The 14,553-nt window shown below is 69.5% G+C and carries 16 protein-coding genes; 13 read left to right on the top strand and 3 right to left on the bottom strand.

Going from position 1 to position 14,553, the window contains the following annotated elements:
• Positions 1 to 61: 61 nt before the first annotated feature.
• Complete coding sequence (tpiA, locus tag MFF07_RS16520; protein ID WP_147816557.1) at positions 62 to 826, bottom strand: triose-phosphate isomerase; 765 nt, start codon at positions 824 to 826, stop codon at positions 62 to 64.
• A 203-nt stretch (positions 827 to 1,029) separates the two neighbouring features.
• Here tpiA and MFF07_RS16515 point away from each other — a divergent pair, with 203 nt between their 5' ends.
• Together MFF07_RS16515 and trpE are read left to right on the top strand one after the other, a co-directional pair.
• The gene (locus MFF07_RS16515) at positions 1,030 to 2,931 is read left to right on the top strand and encodes a peptidylprolyl isomerase (protein ID WP_238232392.1); all 1,902 of its coding nucleotides are present in this window, start codon (positions 1,030 to 1,032) and stop codon (positions 2,929 to 2,931) included.
• The gene (trpE, locus tag MFF07_RS16510; RefSeq protein WP_147816553.1) at positions 2,931 to 4,454 is read left to right on the top strand and encodes an anthranilate synthase component I; all 1,524 of its coding nucleotides are present in this window, start codon (positions 2,931 to 2,933) and stop codon (positions 4,452 to 4,454) included. The genes MFF07_RS16515 and trpE overlap by 1 nt, the downstream gene beginning before the upstream one ends.
• A gap of 6 nt (positions 4,455 to 4,460) precedes the next feature.
• Here trpE and MFF07_RS16505 read toward each other — a convergent pair whose 3' ends face one another.
• On the bottom strand, positions 4,461 to 4,958 hold the full coding sequence (locus tag MFF07_RS16505; RefSeq protein WP_147816551.1) for a GNAT family N-acetyltransferase: 498 nt from the start codon (positions 4,956 to 4,958) through the stop codon (positions 4,461 to 4,463).
• A complete protein-coding gene (locus MFF07_RS16500) occupies positions 4,955 to 5,236 on the bottom strand; it encodes a type II toxin-antitoxin system TacA family antitoxin (RefSeq protein WP_147816549.1) in 282 nt (93 codons plus the stop codon). Before MFF07_RS16500 ends, MFF07_RS16505 begins: the two co-directional genes overlap by 4 nt.
• A gap of 130 nt (positions 5,237 to 5,366) precedes the next feature.
• On the opposite strand from MFF07_RS16500, the gene MFF07_RS16495 reads away from it, so the two are divergent.
• The 11 genes from MFF07_RS16495 to lpxB all read left to right on the top strand — a co-directional run bounded on the left by MFF07_RS16495 (position 5,367) and on the right by lpxB (position 14,455).
• Positions 5,367 to 6,149, top strand: coding sequence for a VOC family protein (locus tag MFF07_RS16495; protein WP_238232391.1), 783 nt, complete (start codon positions 5,367 to 5,369; stop codon positions 6,147 to 6,149).
• Between the two features lie 19 nt (positions 6,150 to 6,168).
• On the top strand, positions 6,169 to 6,444 hold the full coding sequence (locus tag MFF07_RS16490; protein WP_238232390.1) for a type II toxin-antitoxin system PemK/MazF family toxin: 276 nt from the start codon (positions 6,169 to 6,171) through the stop codon (positions 6,442 to 6,444).
• 89 nt (positions 6,445 to 6,533) lie between these two features.
• Positions 6,534 to 7,148 carry an anthranilate synthase component II gene (locus tag MFF07_RS16485; RefSeq protein WP_147816600.1) on the top strand — a complete coding sequence of 205 codons (615 nt, stop codon included), beginning with the start codon at positions 6,534 to 6,536 and terminating at the stop codon, positions 7,146 to 7,148.
• Positions 7,149 to 7,322: 174 nt separating this feature from the next.
• On the top strand, positions 7,323 to 8,336 hold the full coding sequence (gene trpD / locus MFF07_RS16480; protein WP_147816599.1) for an anthranilate phosphoribosyltransferase: 1,014 nt from the start codon (positions 7,323 to 7,325) through the stop codon (positions 8,334 to 8,336).
• Positions 8,337 to 8,444: 108 nt separating this feature from the next.
• On the top strand, positions 8,445 to 9,290 hold the full coding sequence (gene trpC / locus MFF07_RS16475; protein ID WP_147816598.1) for an indole-3-glycerol phosphate synthase TrpC: 846 nt from the start codon (positions 8,445 to 8,447) through the stop codon (positions 9,288 to 9,290).
• Positions 9,287 to 9,769 (top strand): cyclic pyranopterin monophosphate synthase MoaC, encoded by a 483-nt coding sequence (gene moaC, locus MFF07_RS16470; protein WP_147816545.1) that lies wholly within the window; start codon positions 9,287 to 9,289, stop codon positions 9,767 to 9,769. The genes trpC and moaC overlap by 4 nt, the downstream gene beginning before the upstream one ends.
• Positions 9,766 to 10,995, top strand: a complete 1,230-nt coding sequence (locus MFF07_RS16465; protein ID WP_147816543.1) for a molybdopterin molybdotransferase MoeA — start codon at positions 9,766 to 9,768, stop codon at positions 10,993 to 10,995. The genes moaC and MFF07_RS16465 overlap by 4 nt, the downstream gene beginning before the upstream one ends.
• Positions 10,996 to 11,152: 157 nt before the next feature.
• Positions 11,153 to 11,623, top strand: a complete 471-nt coding sequence (fabZ, locus tag MFF07_RS16460; protein WP_147816541.1) for a 3-hydroxyacyl-ACP dehydratase FabZ — start codon at positions 11,153 to 11,155, stop codon at positions 11,621 to 11,623.
• Positions 11,620 to 12,432 carry an acyl-ACP--UDP-N-acetylglucosamine O-acyltransferase gene (lpxA, locus tag MFF07_RS16455; RefSeq protein ID WP_147816539.1) on the top strand — a complete coding sequence of 271 codons (813 nt, stop codon included), beginning with the start codon at positions 11,620 to 11,622 and terminating at the stop codon, positions 12,430 to 12,432. The genes fabZ and lpxA overlap by 4 nt, the downstream gene beginning before the upstream one ends.
• A gap of 11 nt (positions 12,433 to 12,443) precedes the next feature.
• The gene (locus MFF07_RS16450) at positions 12,444 to 13,298 is read left to right on the top strand and encodes an LpxI family protein (protein WP_147816537.1); all 855 of its coding nucleotides are present in this window, start codon (positions 12,444 to 12,446) and stop codon (positions 13,296 to 13,298) included.
• The gene (gene lpxB / locus MFF07_RS16445) at positions 13,295 to 14,455 is read left to right on the top strand and encodes a lipid-A-disaccharide synthase (protein ID WP_147816535.1); all 1,161 of its coding nucleotides are present in this window, start codon (positions 13,295 to 13,297) and stop codon (positions 14,453 to 14,455) included. The genes MFF07_RS16450 and lpxB overlap by 4 nt, the downstream gene beginning before the upstream one ends.
• Positions 14,456 to 14,553: the final 98 nt, after the last annotated feature.

The raw sequence follows: 14,553 nt of genomic DNA, 5'->3' as shown, positions 1-14,553 counted from the left end.
GCCGATGCAGTGTCCCGGTCTTGGTTACTGAGTTCGCACCCGGACGGATGCGCCGTCCCGCTCAGGAATAGGCGGCGCAGATTCCCAAGAAGTCCTCGGCGACGAGGCTGGCGCCACCGACGAGGGCGCCGTCTACGTTCTCGACGGCCATGAGTTCGCGGGCGTTCTTCGCCTTCACCGAGCCGCCGTAGAGGATGCGGATCTTGTCCGCCTCGGCCTTGCCGACCATGGTGCCGAGCATGTCGCGCAGCGAGGCGTGGACCTCGGCGATGTCGGCGGTCGAGGGCGTCTTGCCGGTGCCGATCGCCCAGACCGGCTCGTAGGCCAGCACGGTGTCCTCGGCCGTCGCGCCCTTCGGCACGCCGAGCCCGAGCTGCGCGCGCACGATGTCGAGGGTGCGGCCCTCCTCGCGCTCGTCCTCGGTCTCGCCGACGCAGATGATGCCGCAAAGGCCGGCCCGGCGCGCGCCCAGCGCCTTGGCGTGGACGCCGTTATCGGTCTCGTGGTGGTAGGCGCGCCGCTCGGAATGCCCGAGGATGACGTAGCGGGCGCCGAGATCGGCCAGCATCTCGGCCGAGATCGACCCGGTGAAGGCCCCGTTCGCCCGGGCATGCAGGTTCTGGCCGCCGATGGCGATGGCCGAGCCGGTCACCGCGGCGACGCAGGAGGCGATCAGAGTCGCGGGCGGGCAGATCAGGACGTCGATCTTGTCGGTGAGCTTGGGGGTCAGACCCTCCAGCACCTGCTCGACCGTCGCGATCGAGGAGCGCAGGCCGTTCATCTTCCAGTTGCCGGCAACCAGTGGACGTCGTCCCTCGCTCGCCATCGTTGGTCCGTCTCCTGCAAAGCCGCTTTTCGTGGTCCCGGCGGACTACCAGAGCAAGCTTGGGCGCGCAAACCGCCTGCCGGCCCGCCTCGCGGTGGCGTCCGCCCTTTGCGCGGGGCTGCGGATGGTCTATCGCGAGCCCCGAATTTCAAAGCCCTTTTTCCGAGGAAATCGGGCGCAGAAGCGCAGATCCGGACGACACCATGCTCCAGAGCATCCGCAACGCCAGCCAGCACTGGCTCGGCAAGATCGTGCTGTCGATCCTGTTCTTCTTCCTGATCGCGGGCGTCGCGATCTTCGGCGTGGAGGAGTTCTTTCGCGGGGGTAGCAGCCAGACGGTTGCCACGGTGGGCAAGACGCCGATCTCGGCGGAGGCCGTGCGCTCGGCCTACCAGAACCAGCTCCAGCGCTATCAGCAGCAGCTCAAGCGCGTGCTGACGCCGGAACAGGCCCGCGCCATGGGCCTCGAGCGGCAGGTGCTGAGCCAGCTGATCACGGAGGCCGCCCTCGACCAGAAGACCAGCGATCTCGGCCTCGCGATTTCCGATGAAGCCGTGCTGCGCGCCATCCGCGACGAGCAGGCCTTCAAGGGCGCCGACGGCAAGTTCGACCGGACGTTGTTCTTCCAGACCCTGCAGCGGGCCGGCCTGAACGAGCAGATGTTCGTGCGCGAGCAGCGCTCAGTCGCCGCCCGCCTCCAGCTCGCCGAGGCCGTCACCGCCGAGTTGGCTGTGCCGCAGGCGATGCGCGAGGCGGTGCATCGCTACTCGACCGAGCGCCGCACGGCTTCCGTGCTGATGCTGACGCCGGCCGCCGCCGGCGAGATCCCGGCGCCGGGCGACGACGAGCTCAAGGCCTATTACGACAACAACAAGGGCGGTTTTCGCGCGCCCGAGACGCGGAGCCTGAACCTGCTCGTCCTCGACCCGGAGACGATGGCCAAGCCCGACGCGATCACCGACGACGAGGCCCGCAAGATCTACGAGGCCAACGCCGCGAAGTACGGCGCGCCGGAACGCCGCACGATCCAGCAGATCACGTTCCCCGATCAAGCGACCGCCGAGATCGCCGCCAAGCAGATCGAGAGTGGCGAGGTGCCCTTCGAGGTCACCGCCACCGCCCGCGGCATGGATCCCAAGAACCTGACGCTGGGCACCCTGACCAAGGCCGAGCTGTTCGATCCGGCCGTGGCCGACGCCGCCTTCGCGCTCGAGAAGGACAAGATCAGCCAACCGGTGAAGGGCCGCTTCGGCACCGTGCTGCTGCGCGTCACCGCGATCGATCCCGGCTCGCAGAAGCCGTTCGACGAGGTCAAGGACGAGATCCGCAAGACCATCGCGCTCCAGCGCGCCCGCGACGGTCTCGAGCCGGCCCACGACGCGATCGAGGACGCCCGCGCCAGCGGCAAGTCGCTCGCCGACATCGCCAAGGAGCGCGGGCTGACGCTCGTCGCGGTGCCGGCGGTGGACGCCAAGGGCAACGACCCGGCGGGCGCGAAGGTCGAGGGCATCCCGGATCCCGACACGACGCTCGCCGCCGCCTTCCGCTCCGAGATCGGCGGCGACAGCGAGGCGTTGCGCACCAAGTCCGGCGGCTACGTCTGGTACGACGTCGCCAAGATCGACGCGGCTCACGACAAGCCCCTCGACGCGGTCCGTGACGAAGCCCTGAAGGGCTGGAAGGAGGCCGAGACGGCCAAGCGCCTCACCGCGAAGTCGAAGGAGCTGGTGGAAAAGCTCGATAAGGGCGAGACCGTGGAGGCCGTGGCCGAGGCGGCCGGCATCCCGGCGAAGACCGTCGCCGACCTCGCCCGCAACCAGCCCAAGGACGACCTCGCCAACGATGTGATCGAGCGCATCTTCGCCACTGCCGTCGACAAGGCCGGCTCGGCCCCCTCGGGCGATGGCCGCGCGGTCTACAAGGTCACCAAGGCCGAGATGCCGGCTTACGTGGTGGGCGCGCAGACCGACAAGACCGTCGAGAAGAACTTCCGCACGGCGCTCTCCGACGACGTGCTCGGCGAATACATCGCCGACGTCCAGAAGAACGCCGGCGTCAGCGTCAACCAGGCGGCCTTCAAGCGCGCGCTGGGCGGCGAGTATTGATGCAGGCCGAGACCGACCGCTTCGAAGGCTTCGCACGCGCCTACGCGGCGGGCCGCGGCAGCCTCGTCAGCCTGACGCTGGTGGCCGACCTGGAAACGCCGGTCGCGGCCTTCCTCAAGCTGAAGGGCGGTACGCCGGGCCCGGGCTTCCTCCTCGAATCCGTCGAGGGCGGCGCGGTGCGCGGGCGCTACTCGATGATCGGCCTCGACCCCGACCTCGTGTGGCGCTGCCGCGACGGCCGGCCGGAGATCGCCCGCGATGCCGCCCTCGAAACCTTCGTCGCCGACGACCGTCCGCCGCTCGACAGCCTGCGCGCCCTGATCGCGGAGAGTGCCATCGGCGAGGACGACGCGCAGACATTGCCGCCGATGGCCGCCGGCCTGTTCGGCTATCTCGGCTACGACATGGTGCGCGCCATGGAGCGACTGGCCGCGCCGAACCCGGACCCCCTCGGCGTCCCCGACGCGGTGATGATCCGCCCTCGGGTCATGGTGGTGTTCGATGCGGTGGCCGACGCGCTCACCGTCGTCACACCCGTGCGCCCGGCGGACGGCGTCTCGGCCAGGGCGGCCTACGAGGCGGCCCTGGAGCGGATCGACCGCGCCGCCGCGGCCCTGGAATCCCCGTTGCCGATCGAGGCACGGGCCGACGCCGCCGGCCTCGCCCTGCCGACGCCGGTCTCCAACACCACGCCCGACGACTTTCTCGGGCTGGTCGCGCGGGCGAAGGAGTACATCGTCGCCGGCGACATCTTCCAGGTGGTGCTGTCGCAGCGCTTCGAGGCGCCGTTCACGCTGCCGGCCTTCGCGCTCTACCGTTCGCTGCGCCGCACCAACCCGGCGCCGTTCCTCTGCTACCTCGACTTCTGCGACTTTCAGGTCGTCTGTTCGTCCCCCGAAATCCTCGTGCGGGTCCGCGACGACAAGGTCACGATCCGCCCGATCGCCGGCACGCGCCCCCGCGGCGCGACGCCGGCCGAGGACAAGGCGCTCGCCGACGAGTTGCTGGCCGACCCGAAGGAACGCTCCGAGCACCTGATGCTGCTCGATCTCGGCCGTAACGACGTCGGCCGCGTCTCGCGGATCGGTACGGTGCGCGTCACCGGCTCGTTCTTCCTCGAATTCTACAGCCAAGTCATGCACATCGTCTCGAACGTTGAGGGCGATCTGGACCCGGCCCACGACACGCTCTCGGCGCTCGCCGCCGGCTTTCCCGCCGGCACGGTTTCCGGCGCGCCGAAGGTGCGCGCCATGGAGATCATCGACGAACTCGAGCGCGAGAAGCGCGGGCCCTATGGCGGCTGCATCGGCTATTTCGGCGCGCGCGGCGAGATGGACACCTGCATCGTGCTGCGCACGGCCATCGTGAAGGACGGCCGCATGCACGTGCAGGCCGGCGCCGGCATCGTCTACGATTCCGATCCGGCCTCCGAGCAGCAGGAATGCGTGAACAAGGCGAAGGCGTTGTTCAGGGCCGCCGAGGATGCGGTGTCCTTTGCGAGCCGGGCGCGGCGGGGGCAGTAGGCTTCGTCAGGCGCCGAGGCCGGCGCGCAGATCGGCGAGCGAGACCATCAGCGTCAGCGGATCGAGCGGCGACGGGTCGAAGCCCAGGGCAAGATAGAACGCCCTCGCATCCTCGGATATTGCGTGCACGAGGATGCCGCGGATGCCGATGGTGTCGGCTGCGTGCAGCACGCGTTGTGCGCCGTCACGGAACAGTGCCTTCCCGAGGCCTCGTCCCTGGCAGGTCCGATCGACCGCGAGTCGCCCGAGGATCACTACCGGTATCGGCTCAGGCATGTTGCGCCGAAAACGGCCGGGTGCGGATGCCGCTTCGACGCTGCCGGAGGCGAGCGCGTAGTAGCCGATCACCGTTCGATCATTGCAGATGACGAAGGTTCGAGACGCACCTGTTGCCTGATTTCGGCGCGCCCGCTGCTTGAGCCAGTTGTCGAGCGTTGGAATACCTGACGCGAAGATGTCGATCAGGTGATCGTCGGCAAGCGGTTCGGGCGCTGCGAGGGTCACGCATCGTCCCAGGGTGCCGGCGTCCGCATGGTTCGCACAAGCCGTTCGTTCGGCTGTGCCGGCGCATCGAGCCGGGCCAGGAACGCGGCGTAGGCATCCGGATCGACTGATATTGCCGTACGGTCGAGCAGCGCATCCTCTGCGGCTTGCCGCGCCGCATCGACGATGAAGTCCGTGCGGTTCTTGCCGCCGGCCTGCGCTGCCCGGTCGATCAGGTCGCGGACTTCTGGTTTGATACGCAGATTGAGGGTCTCGCGCTTGGGTGCGGTGGCGGCCATTTCGACTCCTGTACCTTCTGCGTATCAGTCCGTAATGACGTTGTCATTACGGCTGTCCCATACGGCCTGAACCGGCGATGGTGCAGTATAAACCGCTGCGACTCGCGCAACGCCCTGACCGGAGGCTCCGATGACCACCACCGAAGGCAGCTTCGTCTGGTACGAGCTGATGACGACCGATCCGAAGGCCGCGGAAGCCTTCTACGGAAAGGTCGCCGGCTGGAGTTTCTTGGATTCCGGCAATCCGGTGATGCCCTATAGACTCGCCTGCGTCGGCGAGCACCGGGTCGGCGGAATCATGGCGATCCCCGACGAGGTCCGCGCGCGTGGCGGACATCCCGGATGGATCGGCTACGTGGCCGTCTCCGACGTCGACGCCAAGGCCGAGCAGACCATGCGGCTGGGAGGCACAATCCATCGCCCGCCCGGCGATATCCCCGAGGTCGGCCGCTTCGCGGTGGCCGCCGATCCGCAGGGTGCGACATTCGTCCTGTTTCGCGGCGACGGCACGCCGCTGCCTGCACCCGCGGCGGGGACGCCGGGGCATTTCGGCTGGCACGAGCTCTACGCCCACGACTGGCGGCCGGCCCTCGGCTTCTACGAGGCGCTGTTCGGCTGGAAGGCGGGCGAGACGATCGATCTCGGGCCGATGGGCACCTACCAGCTCTTCCACACCCGGGACGCGCCCGCGGACGGCACCGCGACCGGCGGCATGATGAGCCTGCCCGGCCCGCCCGCGCCGAGCTGGCTCTACTACGTCAACGTCGACGAGATCGACGCGGCCACCGAGCGCCTGCGCCAGGCGGGCGGCGCGGTGATCAACGGCCCGATGGAGGTGCCGGGCGGGATGTGGATCGTCCAGGCGTCCGATCCGCAGGGAGCGAACTTCGCGTTGGTGGGGCGGCGGCCTTGATGGTGCCGCCTACCGGATTGTGCTACATTGGATCGTGCTGACGCCCGAGGCCGTGAACGTCCATGGCGTCGCGATCGCCGTCGTCGTCTCGACGGTGGCGCAAGGCGCCCGCGACTCCGGCCTCGCCGTCTCCGTGCGCGGCGATGGCGTGACCGGCATCGCGATCTGCACGCAGGTCCGGAGCTTCGACTTGCGGGCACGCATCGCCGACGGATCGGCCAGCTTCGTGGGCAACGCCGATGCCGCGACCATCGACGAACTGGGCGCGCGGATCGCGAGCCTGATCGATCCGTGACGATTCTGCTCGCGGACGGGGCGATTGACCTCGACCCGTGGAGCGGCGAAAGCCGCTATCCGCTCTCCGTGATCGCGCGGCCGCCCAAGATGTCCAACGTCCTCGTCATCGACAACTACGATTCCTTCACCTGGAATCTCGTCCACCTGATCGGCCCGCTCTGCGGCGGCATCGACGTGGTGCGCAACGACGAGATCACGATCGAGGACATCCGCGCGCGGGCGCCCGATGCCATCGTGCTCTCGCCCGGCCCTTGCACGCCGAACGAGGCCGGGATCTGCCTCGACGTGGTGCGGGACCTCGGGGGCGAGATCCCGATCTTCGGGGTCTGCCTCGGGCTGCAATCGATCGGGCAGGCCTATGGCGGCGACGTGGTGCGGGCGCCGGCTCCCATGCACGGAAAGGTCTCGACCATCACTCACCGCGCCGGGGGGATCTTTCGCGGCTTGAACGATGCCTTCGAGGCGACGCGCTACCACTCCCTCGTGGTCGATCGCGCCAGCTGCCCCGACGCGCTCGTCGTCACCGCCGAGGCGGACGGGCTGATCATGGGCATCCAGCACGCGACGCTCCCCGTGCACGGTGTGCAGTTCCATCCGGAGAGCATTCTCTCGCATCATGGCGCGCGGATCGTGAGCAACTTCCTCGACATCGCCGCGGCGTGGCGGGCGGGGCGTGACAAGGCGCAGGTCGGCGTGCATTGAGGCGTCTCCTTCTCCCTCCCCCCTCTGCGGGGGGAGGGTGGCTGCGGAGCAGGCGGGAGAGGGGTCGGCTCGGGTTTTCCGGATACGGCGCTCCCCTCTCCCGACCTTCGCTGACGCGAAGGCCACCCTCTCCCGCGGAGGGGAGAGGGGTTTCCAGCGGATGATTCCGTGGCCATGGACACCTTCAAGCCCCACCTCGCGACGGTCGCCGCCGGCGAGTCTCTCACGCGCGAAAAAGCCCGCGCCGCCTTCGACGACCTGCTCTCGGGCGAGGTGACGCCGGTCCAGGCCGGGGCCTTCCTCGCCGCCCTGCGGGTGAAGGGCGAAAGCACCGAAGAGATCGTCGGCGCCGTCGAAGCGATGCGCGCGCGGATGATCCCGGTGGAGGCGCCGGCCGACGCCATCGACATCGTCGGCACCGGCGGCGACCATTCGGGCAGCTACAACGTCTCGACCCTCGCCGCGATCGTCACCGCCGCCTGCGGCGTGCCGGTGGCCAAGCACGGCAACCGGGCCGCGACCTCGCGCTCCGGCGCGGCCGACGTGCTCGCGGCGCTCGGGGTGAAGCTCGGCCTGCCGCCGGAGGGGCTGTCGCGCTGCCTCGCGGAATCCGGGCTCTGCTTCCTGTTCGCGCAGACGCATCACGCCGCCATGCGCCATGTCGCGCCGGTGCGCAGCGAACTGCCGTTCCGCACCATCTTCAACATGCTCGGGCCGCTCTCGAACCCGGCCGGCGTCACCGCGCAGGTCTTCGGCGTCTCGATGCCGGCCTGGGCCGAGCCGCTGACGCGTGTGCTGGCCGAGCTCGGCTCCAAGCGGGTCTGGACCGTGCACGGCTCGGACGGGCTCGACGAGATCACCGTCACCGGCCCGACCGGCGTGGTCTCTCTGGAGGACGGCCGCATCTCCTCCTTCAGCGTCGACCCGCGGGAATGCGGCCTCATTCTCTCGACCCTCGACGACCTGCGCGGCGGCGATCCCGATCACAACGCCCGCGCCCTCGTCCAGGTGCTGGAGGGCGCGCGCAACGCCTACCGCGACATCGGCGTGATCAACGCCGCCGCGGGATTGCTCGTCGCCGGCCAGGCCGGAACCCTCGCCGAGGGCGTGGCGCGGGCTCAGGACGCGATCGACACGGGCGCGGCGCGGGCGACGCTGGCCAGCCTCGTCGCGGTTTCGAACGCGTGATAGAGGGCGGCGTACCCCGCGCTGTGTCGGGGTCGCACCGAAGTATTCCTCACCCGCCACCGTCAGGAGCCGCCTGACACCGTGCCGGTGACCGTCGAGGACAGGACGATGGACGACATCGTGGCCGACGTGACGACCGGGCCGGCGGCCGAGCGGGCCTCCGTGCTCGCGCGGATCGAGGCCTACAAGCGCCGCGAGATCGCCGAGGCGAAGCTGCGCGTGCCGCTGGCGAAGCTGGAGAAGCAGGTCGCCAAGGCCGATCCGCCGCGCGGCTTCGCCGACGCCATCGCCGCCCACATCGCGCAAGGCCGGCCGGCCCTGATCGCCGAGATCAAGAAGGCCTCGCCGTCAAAGGGTCTGATCCGCGCCGATTTCGACCCAGCCACCCTCGCGGGGGCCTACGAGGCCGGCGGCGCGACCTGCCTCTCGGTGCTCACCGACACGCCCTCGTTCCAGGGGGCGCCCGAATACCTGATCGCGGCGCGCGCGGCCTGCGGCCTGCCGGTGCTGCGCAAGGACTTTCTGTTCGAGCCCTACCAGGTCTTCGAGGCGCGGGCCTGGGGCGCCGACTGCGTGCTCGTGATCATGGCCTGCCTCGACGACGACGAGGCCCGCGCTATCACCGAGACGGCCCACGATCTCGGCATGGACGTGCTGGTGGAAGTCCACGATGCTGAGGAACTGGCGCGGGCGCTGCCGCTCGGCACGCGGCTGGTGGGCGTCAACAACCGCAACCTCAAGACCTTCGAGGTCTCGTTCGAGACGGCGATCCGCCTAAAACCCGGCATTCCCGGCGACCGCATCGCCGTCGCCGAGAGCGGCATCGACGGGCACGAGGACGTGAAACGCCTGCGCGAGGCGGGGCTGGACACGATCCTCGTCGGCGAGAGCCTGATGCGGCAGGCCGACGTCACCGCCGCCACCCACGCGCTCCTCTTCGGCAAGCACGCATGAGCACGCTCACCCATCTCGACGCGGCCGGCGCCGCCAACATGGTCGACGTCTCCGACAAGGCCGCGACCGCGCGCACCGCGCGGGCCGAGGGCGTCGTGGTGATGCTGCCCGAGACGCTGCGCCTGATCCGCGAGGGCGACGCCAAGAAGGGCGACGTCATCGGTACCGCCCGGCTCGCCGGCATCATGGCGGCGAAGCGCACGCACGAACTAATCCCGCTCTGCCATCCGCTGCTGCTCACCAAGGTGAAGGTCGATTGCGAGCCGGACGACGCTCTGCCGGGCCTTAGGGTCACGGCGGAGGTTCGCGTCACAGGCCAGACCGGCGTCGAGATGGAGGCGCTGACCGCCGTCTCCCTCGCCTGCCTGACGATCTACGACATGGTGAAGGCCGCCGACCGCGGTATGCGGATCGAGGGCATCCGGCTTCTGGAAAAGGACGGTGGCAAGTCCGGCTCGTGGCGGAGCGAGCCGCGATGAGCGGGCTGATTTCCGTCGCCGAGGCGCTGGCGCGCATTCTCGCGAGCGTGCCGGGGCCGACAGAGGCGGAGACCGTGGCGCTCGGCCTGGCACATGGCAGGGTGCTTGCCACGACCATCCACGCCAGCAGGACCCAGCCGCCGTTTCCGGCCTCCGCCATGGACGGTTACGCCGTCCGCGCGGCCGATGTCGCCACCGTTCCGGCGACCCTCCGGCTCGTCGGGACGAGCGCGGCCGGGCATGGATTTTCGGGCTCGATCGGGCCCGGCGAGGCCGTGCGGATCTTCACCGGCGCCCCCGTTCCTGAGGGCGCCGACGCGATCCTGATCCAGGAAGATGCTGACGCCGAAGGGGAATTCGTCACGGCGCGCGAGAGCGTGACCGCGCGGAAGTTCATCCGCCCCGCTGGCCTCGACTTCCGGGAGGGCGATGTCCTGATGCAGGCGGGCGAGACCCTCGACGCCCGCCGTCTCGCCCTCGCCGCGGCCGCGGGGCATGCCAGCCTCAGCGTCCGCCGCCGCCCCCGCATCGCCATCCTCGCCACCGGCGACGAACTCGTCCGCCCCGGCGAGCCTGCCGCCTGGGACCAGATCGTCGCCTCGAATTCCCTGGCGGTAGAGGCACTTGCACGCGAGGCCGGCGCCGACGCGATCGATCTCGGCATCGCCGCCGACGATCTCGGCGCCCTGAAATCTGCCGTCGGCCGGGCACGGGAGGCAGGCGCCGACCTCCTCGTCACCCTCGGCGGAGCCTCGGTCGGCGACCACGACCTCGTGCAGCAGGCGCTCTCTGAGGCGGGGATGGAGCTCGGCTTCTGGCGCGTGGCTTTGCGCCCCGGCAAGCCGCTGATGCACGGCCGACTCGGCCCGATGCTCGCCATCGGCTTGCCCGGCAACCCGGTATCTTCGATCGTCTGCGGCCTCCTATTTGTGGTGCCGGCGATCCGGGCCTTGCTCGGCGATCCCCAGGCCGGCGCCGACCGCAGCGAGCCGGCGACGCTCGGCCGCGACATGCCGGAGAACGACAAGCGCGAAGACTACATGCGCGCCCGGCTCGACACCGTACCCGACCGGCTGCCCATCGCCACCGCCGAGACCCGGCAGGACTCGTCCATGCTGGCGGTGCTCGGGCGCTCGGAGGCGTTGCTGATCCGTGAGCCGTATGCGCCGGCGGCCAGGCAAGGCGACCCTTGCCGCGTCATTCGGTTGGATCGGCGGATCGTCTGACGACACCCCGTTCGGCACTGCCCGATACAGCCCAATCCGACCGAAGGTCTTGCATCCGCCCGATTTTCTCCCCAACAGGGCCGCTTCCTGAGACAACAGGGCAGCAGGGGCGGCGTCGAGACCGCCTGCGGAAGCGTGCGAGCGGGATGGAGTGTCGATGACCGAGGCGACGGCAAAAGAACTCGGTTCGGCCGACATCCAGAAGGTGATGCAGTACCTGCCTCACCGATACCCGTTCCTGATGATCGACAAGATCATCGAGATCGACGGCGACGACAGCTGCATCGGCATCAAGAACGTCACCGTCAACGAGCCGCAATTCACCGGACACTTCCCGGGCCAGCCGATCTTCCCCGGCGTCCTGCTGATCGAGGCCATGGCACAGACGGCCGGTGCCATCTGCTGCCGGCACATCGCCAAGACGGACGACGTGAAGTCGAAGCAGGTCTTCTTCATGACCATCGACAAGTGCAAGTTCCGCAAGCCCGTCGTCCCTGGCGATCAGGTGAGGTTCCACATGAAGAAGATCACCCGGAAGCGGACGATGTGGTGGTTCCGCGGGGAGGCCCGCGTCGACGGCTTCCTGGTCGCGCAGGCCGAGATCGGCGCCATGCTGGTGGCGGAATGAGCGCCGCCGCCACGATCCACCCGAGTTCCGTCGTCGAGGACGGCGCGCAGATCGGCGACGGGGTGACGATCGGCCCGTTCTGCCATGTCGGCCCGCAAGTGGTGCTTGGTGAGGGCTGCGAGCTCCTCAGCCACGTCGTGGTTGCCGGTCACACCACGATCGGCTCGCGCACCAAGATCTATCCCTTCGCCTCGCTCGGCCATGCGCCGCAGGACCTGAAGTATCGCGGCGAGGCCTCGACCCTGTCGATCGGTGCCGATTGCATGATCCGCGAGGGCGTCACCATGAATCCCGGCACGGCCGGCGGCGGCATGGAGACGACGGTGGGCAATGCCTGCGCCTTCCTCGCCAACAGCCATGTCGGCCACGATTGCCGGGTCGGCGACAACGTCATCTTTTCCAACAACGTCATGCTCGCCGGCCATTGCACGGTGGGCAACTACGCCATCCTCGGCGGCGGCGCCGGCGTGATCCAGTTCGCGCGGATCGGCAACCACGGCTTCGTCGGCGGCTGTGCGGCGCTGGAGAACGACTGCATTCCCTACGGCATGGTGCTCGGCAACCGGGCCTACCTATCCGGCCTCAACATCATCGGCCTGCAGCGCCGCGGCTTTTCGCGGGACGACATCCACGCGCTGCGCCGCGCCTACCGGCAGCTGTTCGCGCCGGAAGGGACGCTGATGGAGAGGGTCGAGGACGCGGCTGCCGAGTTCGACTCGCATCCCGCCGTCCAGGAGATTCTCGCCTTCATCCGTGAGGGCAGCAAGCGCTCGATCTGTACGCCGCGCGGCACGGCGCAGGCGATCTGAAGGCCACGGCGATGAACGCGCGCGTAGAACCGGGTTCGCTCGCGCTGGTGGCCGGTGCCGGCCGCCTGCCGGAACTCGTTGCGGATTCGCTGGAGCGGTCCGGCCGGCCGTTTCGTGTCCTTGCCCTGCGCGGCTTCACCGAGCGGTCGATGCGGGCCCGGGCCTCGGCCACCATCGATCTTCTGGACATCCCCGGCCTCTTGCGGATCCTGAACGAATGGATGCCGTCCGGCGTCTTGCCGGCCGGGGGCGTCTCACGGCCGAGCCCCGCCGCCCTCCTCAACGCGTCGCATGCTCTTCGCAACCGCGATCTCCTTCGGCAGATCACGGGCGGTGACGACCGGTTGCTGCGTGGCGTGATCGGCCTGCTGGAAGCAGACGGACATCGCGTCGTCGGCGTCAACGAGGTCGCGCCGGATCTGCTCGGCAGGGAAGGGCAACTGGGGCAATACGCGCCCGATGCGGCGGCGCAGGTCTCGATCGGTACCGGTGAGCGGATGCTGAACGCGCTCGCACCGTACGACGTCGGACAGGCGGCGGTGGTGGTGGCCCAGCGCGTCATCGCCGTCGAAGGCCCCGAGGGCACCGATCGCATGCTGAAGCGGGCGCGCGCCATCGGCCGTAAGCCGTTCGGGCGTGGTTCGGCTCCCGATGGCACCGTGCTCGTCAAGCTGCCGAAGCGGGGCCAGGACCTGCGCATCGACCTGCCGGCGATCGGTCCGCGTACCGTCCGCAACGCCGCCGATGCCGGCTGCGCCGGGCTCGCCATCGGCGCCGGTCACACCCTGGTCATCGACGAGGCGAAGACCGTCGCCGAGGCCGACCGCCTCGGCCTGTTTCTCGTCGGGCTCGACGTGGCGCCCTGATGCACCGGAAAATCTGGCTCGTTGCGGGCGAGGATTCGGGCGATCAGCTCGGTGCCAAGCTGATGCGGGCGCTACGCGACCTGTCGCCGGACACGCTCACTCTTCAGGGCGTCGGCGGCGAGGCGATGATCGCCGAGGGGCTGACCTCGCTCTTTTCGATCGATGACGTGGCGGTGATGGGCTACCTGCCCGTGCTCTATCGTCTGCGCTCGCTGTTGCGCCGCATCCGCGAGACGGTGGACGCGGTGGTCGCGAGCCGGCCCGACGTGCTCGTCATCATCGACAGCCCGGGCTTCACCCACGCCGTCGCGACACGTGTCCGCAAGCGCCTGCCGGACCTGCCGATCGTCGACTACGTCTCGCCGAGCGTCTGGGCCTGGCGGCCTTGGCGGGCCAAGGGCATGCGCCCCTTCATCGACCACGTGCTGGCGCTGCTGCCGTTCGAGCCGGCAGCGCACGAGCGTCTCGGCGGCCCGGCCTGCACCTATGTCGGCCATCCCCTAATCGAACGGCTCGATGCGCTCCGCCCGAATCTCGAGGAGCAGCGTGCCCGCGCTGCCGATCCACCGTTGATCATCGTCCTGCCGGGTTCCCGCCGCTCCGAGATCGAGCGGCTGATGCCGGTGTTCGGGCAGGCCCTCGCGCGCGTCGCTGCGCGAATCGGACGGATCGACGTGGCGCTGCCGGCGGTGACCCGCCATCGCGCCCTGATCGAACGCCTCGTGCTGGCCTGGGACGTGCCGGTGCGAATCGTTCACGGTGAGGCGGCCAAGCACGCGGCGTTCCGGCGCGCGCGCGCCGCGCTCGCCGCCTCGGGCACGGTAACGCTCGAACTGGCGCTCGCTGGCGTGCCAATGGTCGTCGGCTACAAGGTCTCGCGGGCCGAGGAGGTGATCGCCCGCCGGCTGATCCAGGTGCCGACCATCGTGCTGCCGAACCTCATTCTCGCCGAAAATGCCATGCCGGAGTTCGTTCAGGCCGAGTGTACGCCGCAGCGCCTCGCGGACACGCTGTCGCCATTGGTGACGGGCGGGGCGGAGCGCGTGAAGCAACTCGATGCCCTGGCCCGAATCGACGACCGCATGAGCCTTCCCGGAGGAGACGAGCCGAGCCGCGCCGCCGCGCGTATCGTGCTCGGTGCGCGCCGCGCCGTTTGATGCCGCCGGACGCGAACCCCGGCACCCGGTCTTCACGTTTCGATCATCATGCCGCGAAGGGTCGTCCCGATCCTTCGGCCCGTGTGCGCCAACGCAAG

Origin of the sequence: Methylobacterium thuringiense (assembly GCF_022179645.1) — a bacterium.
GTDB classification, from domain to species: Bacteria; Pseudomonadota; Alphaproteobacteria; order Rhizobiales; family Beijerinckiaceae; genus Methylobacterium; species Methylobacterium thuringiense.
The sequence above is the reverse complement of the archived record's forward strand: the minus strand, read 5'-3'. Positions and strand labels throughout refer to the sequence as shown.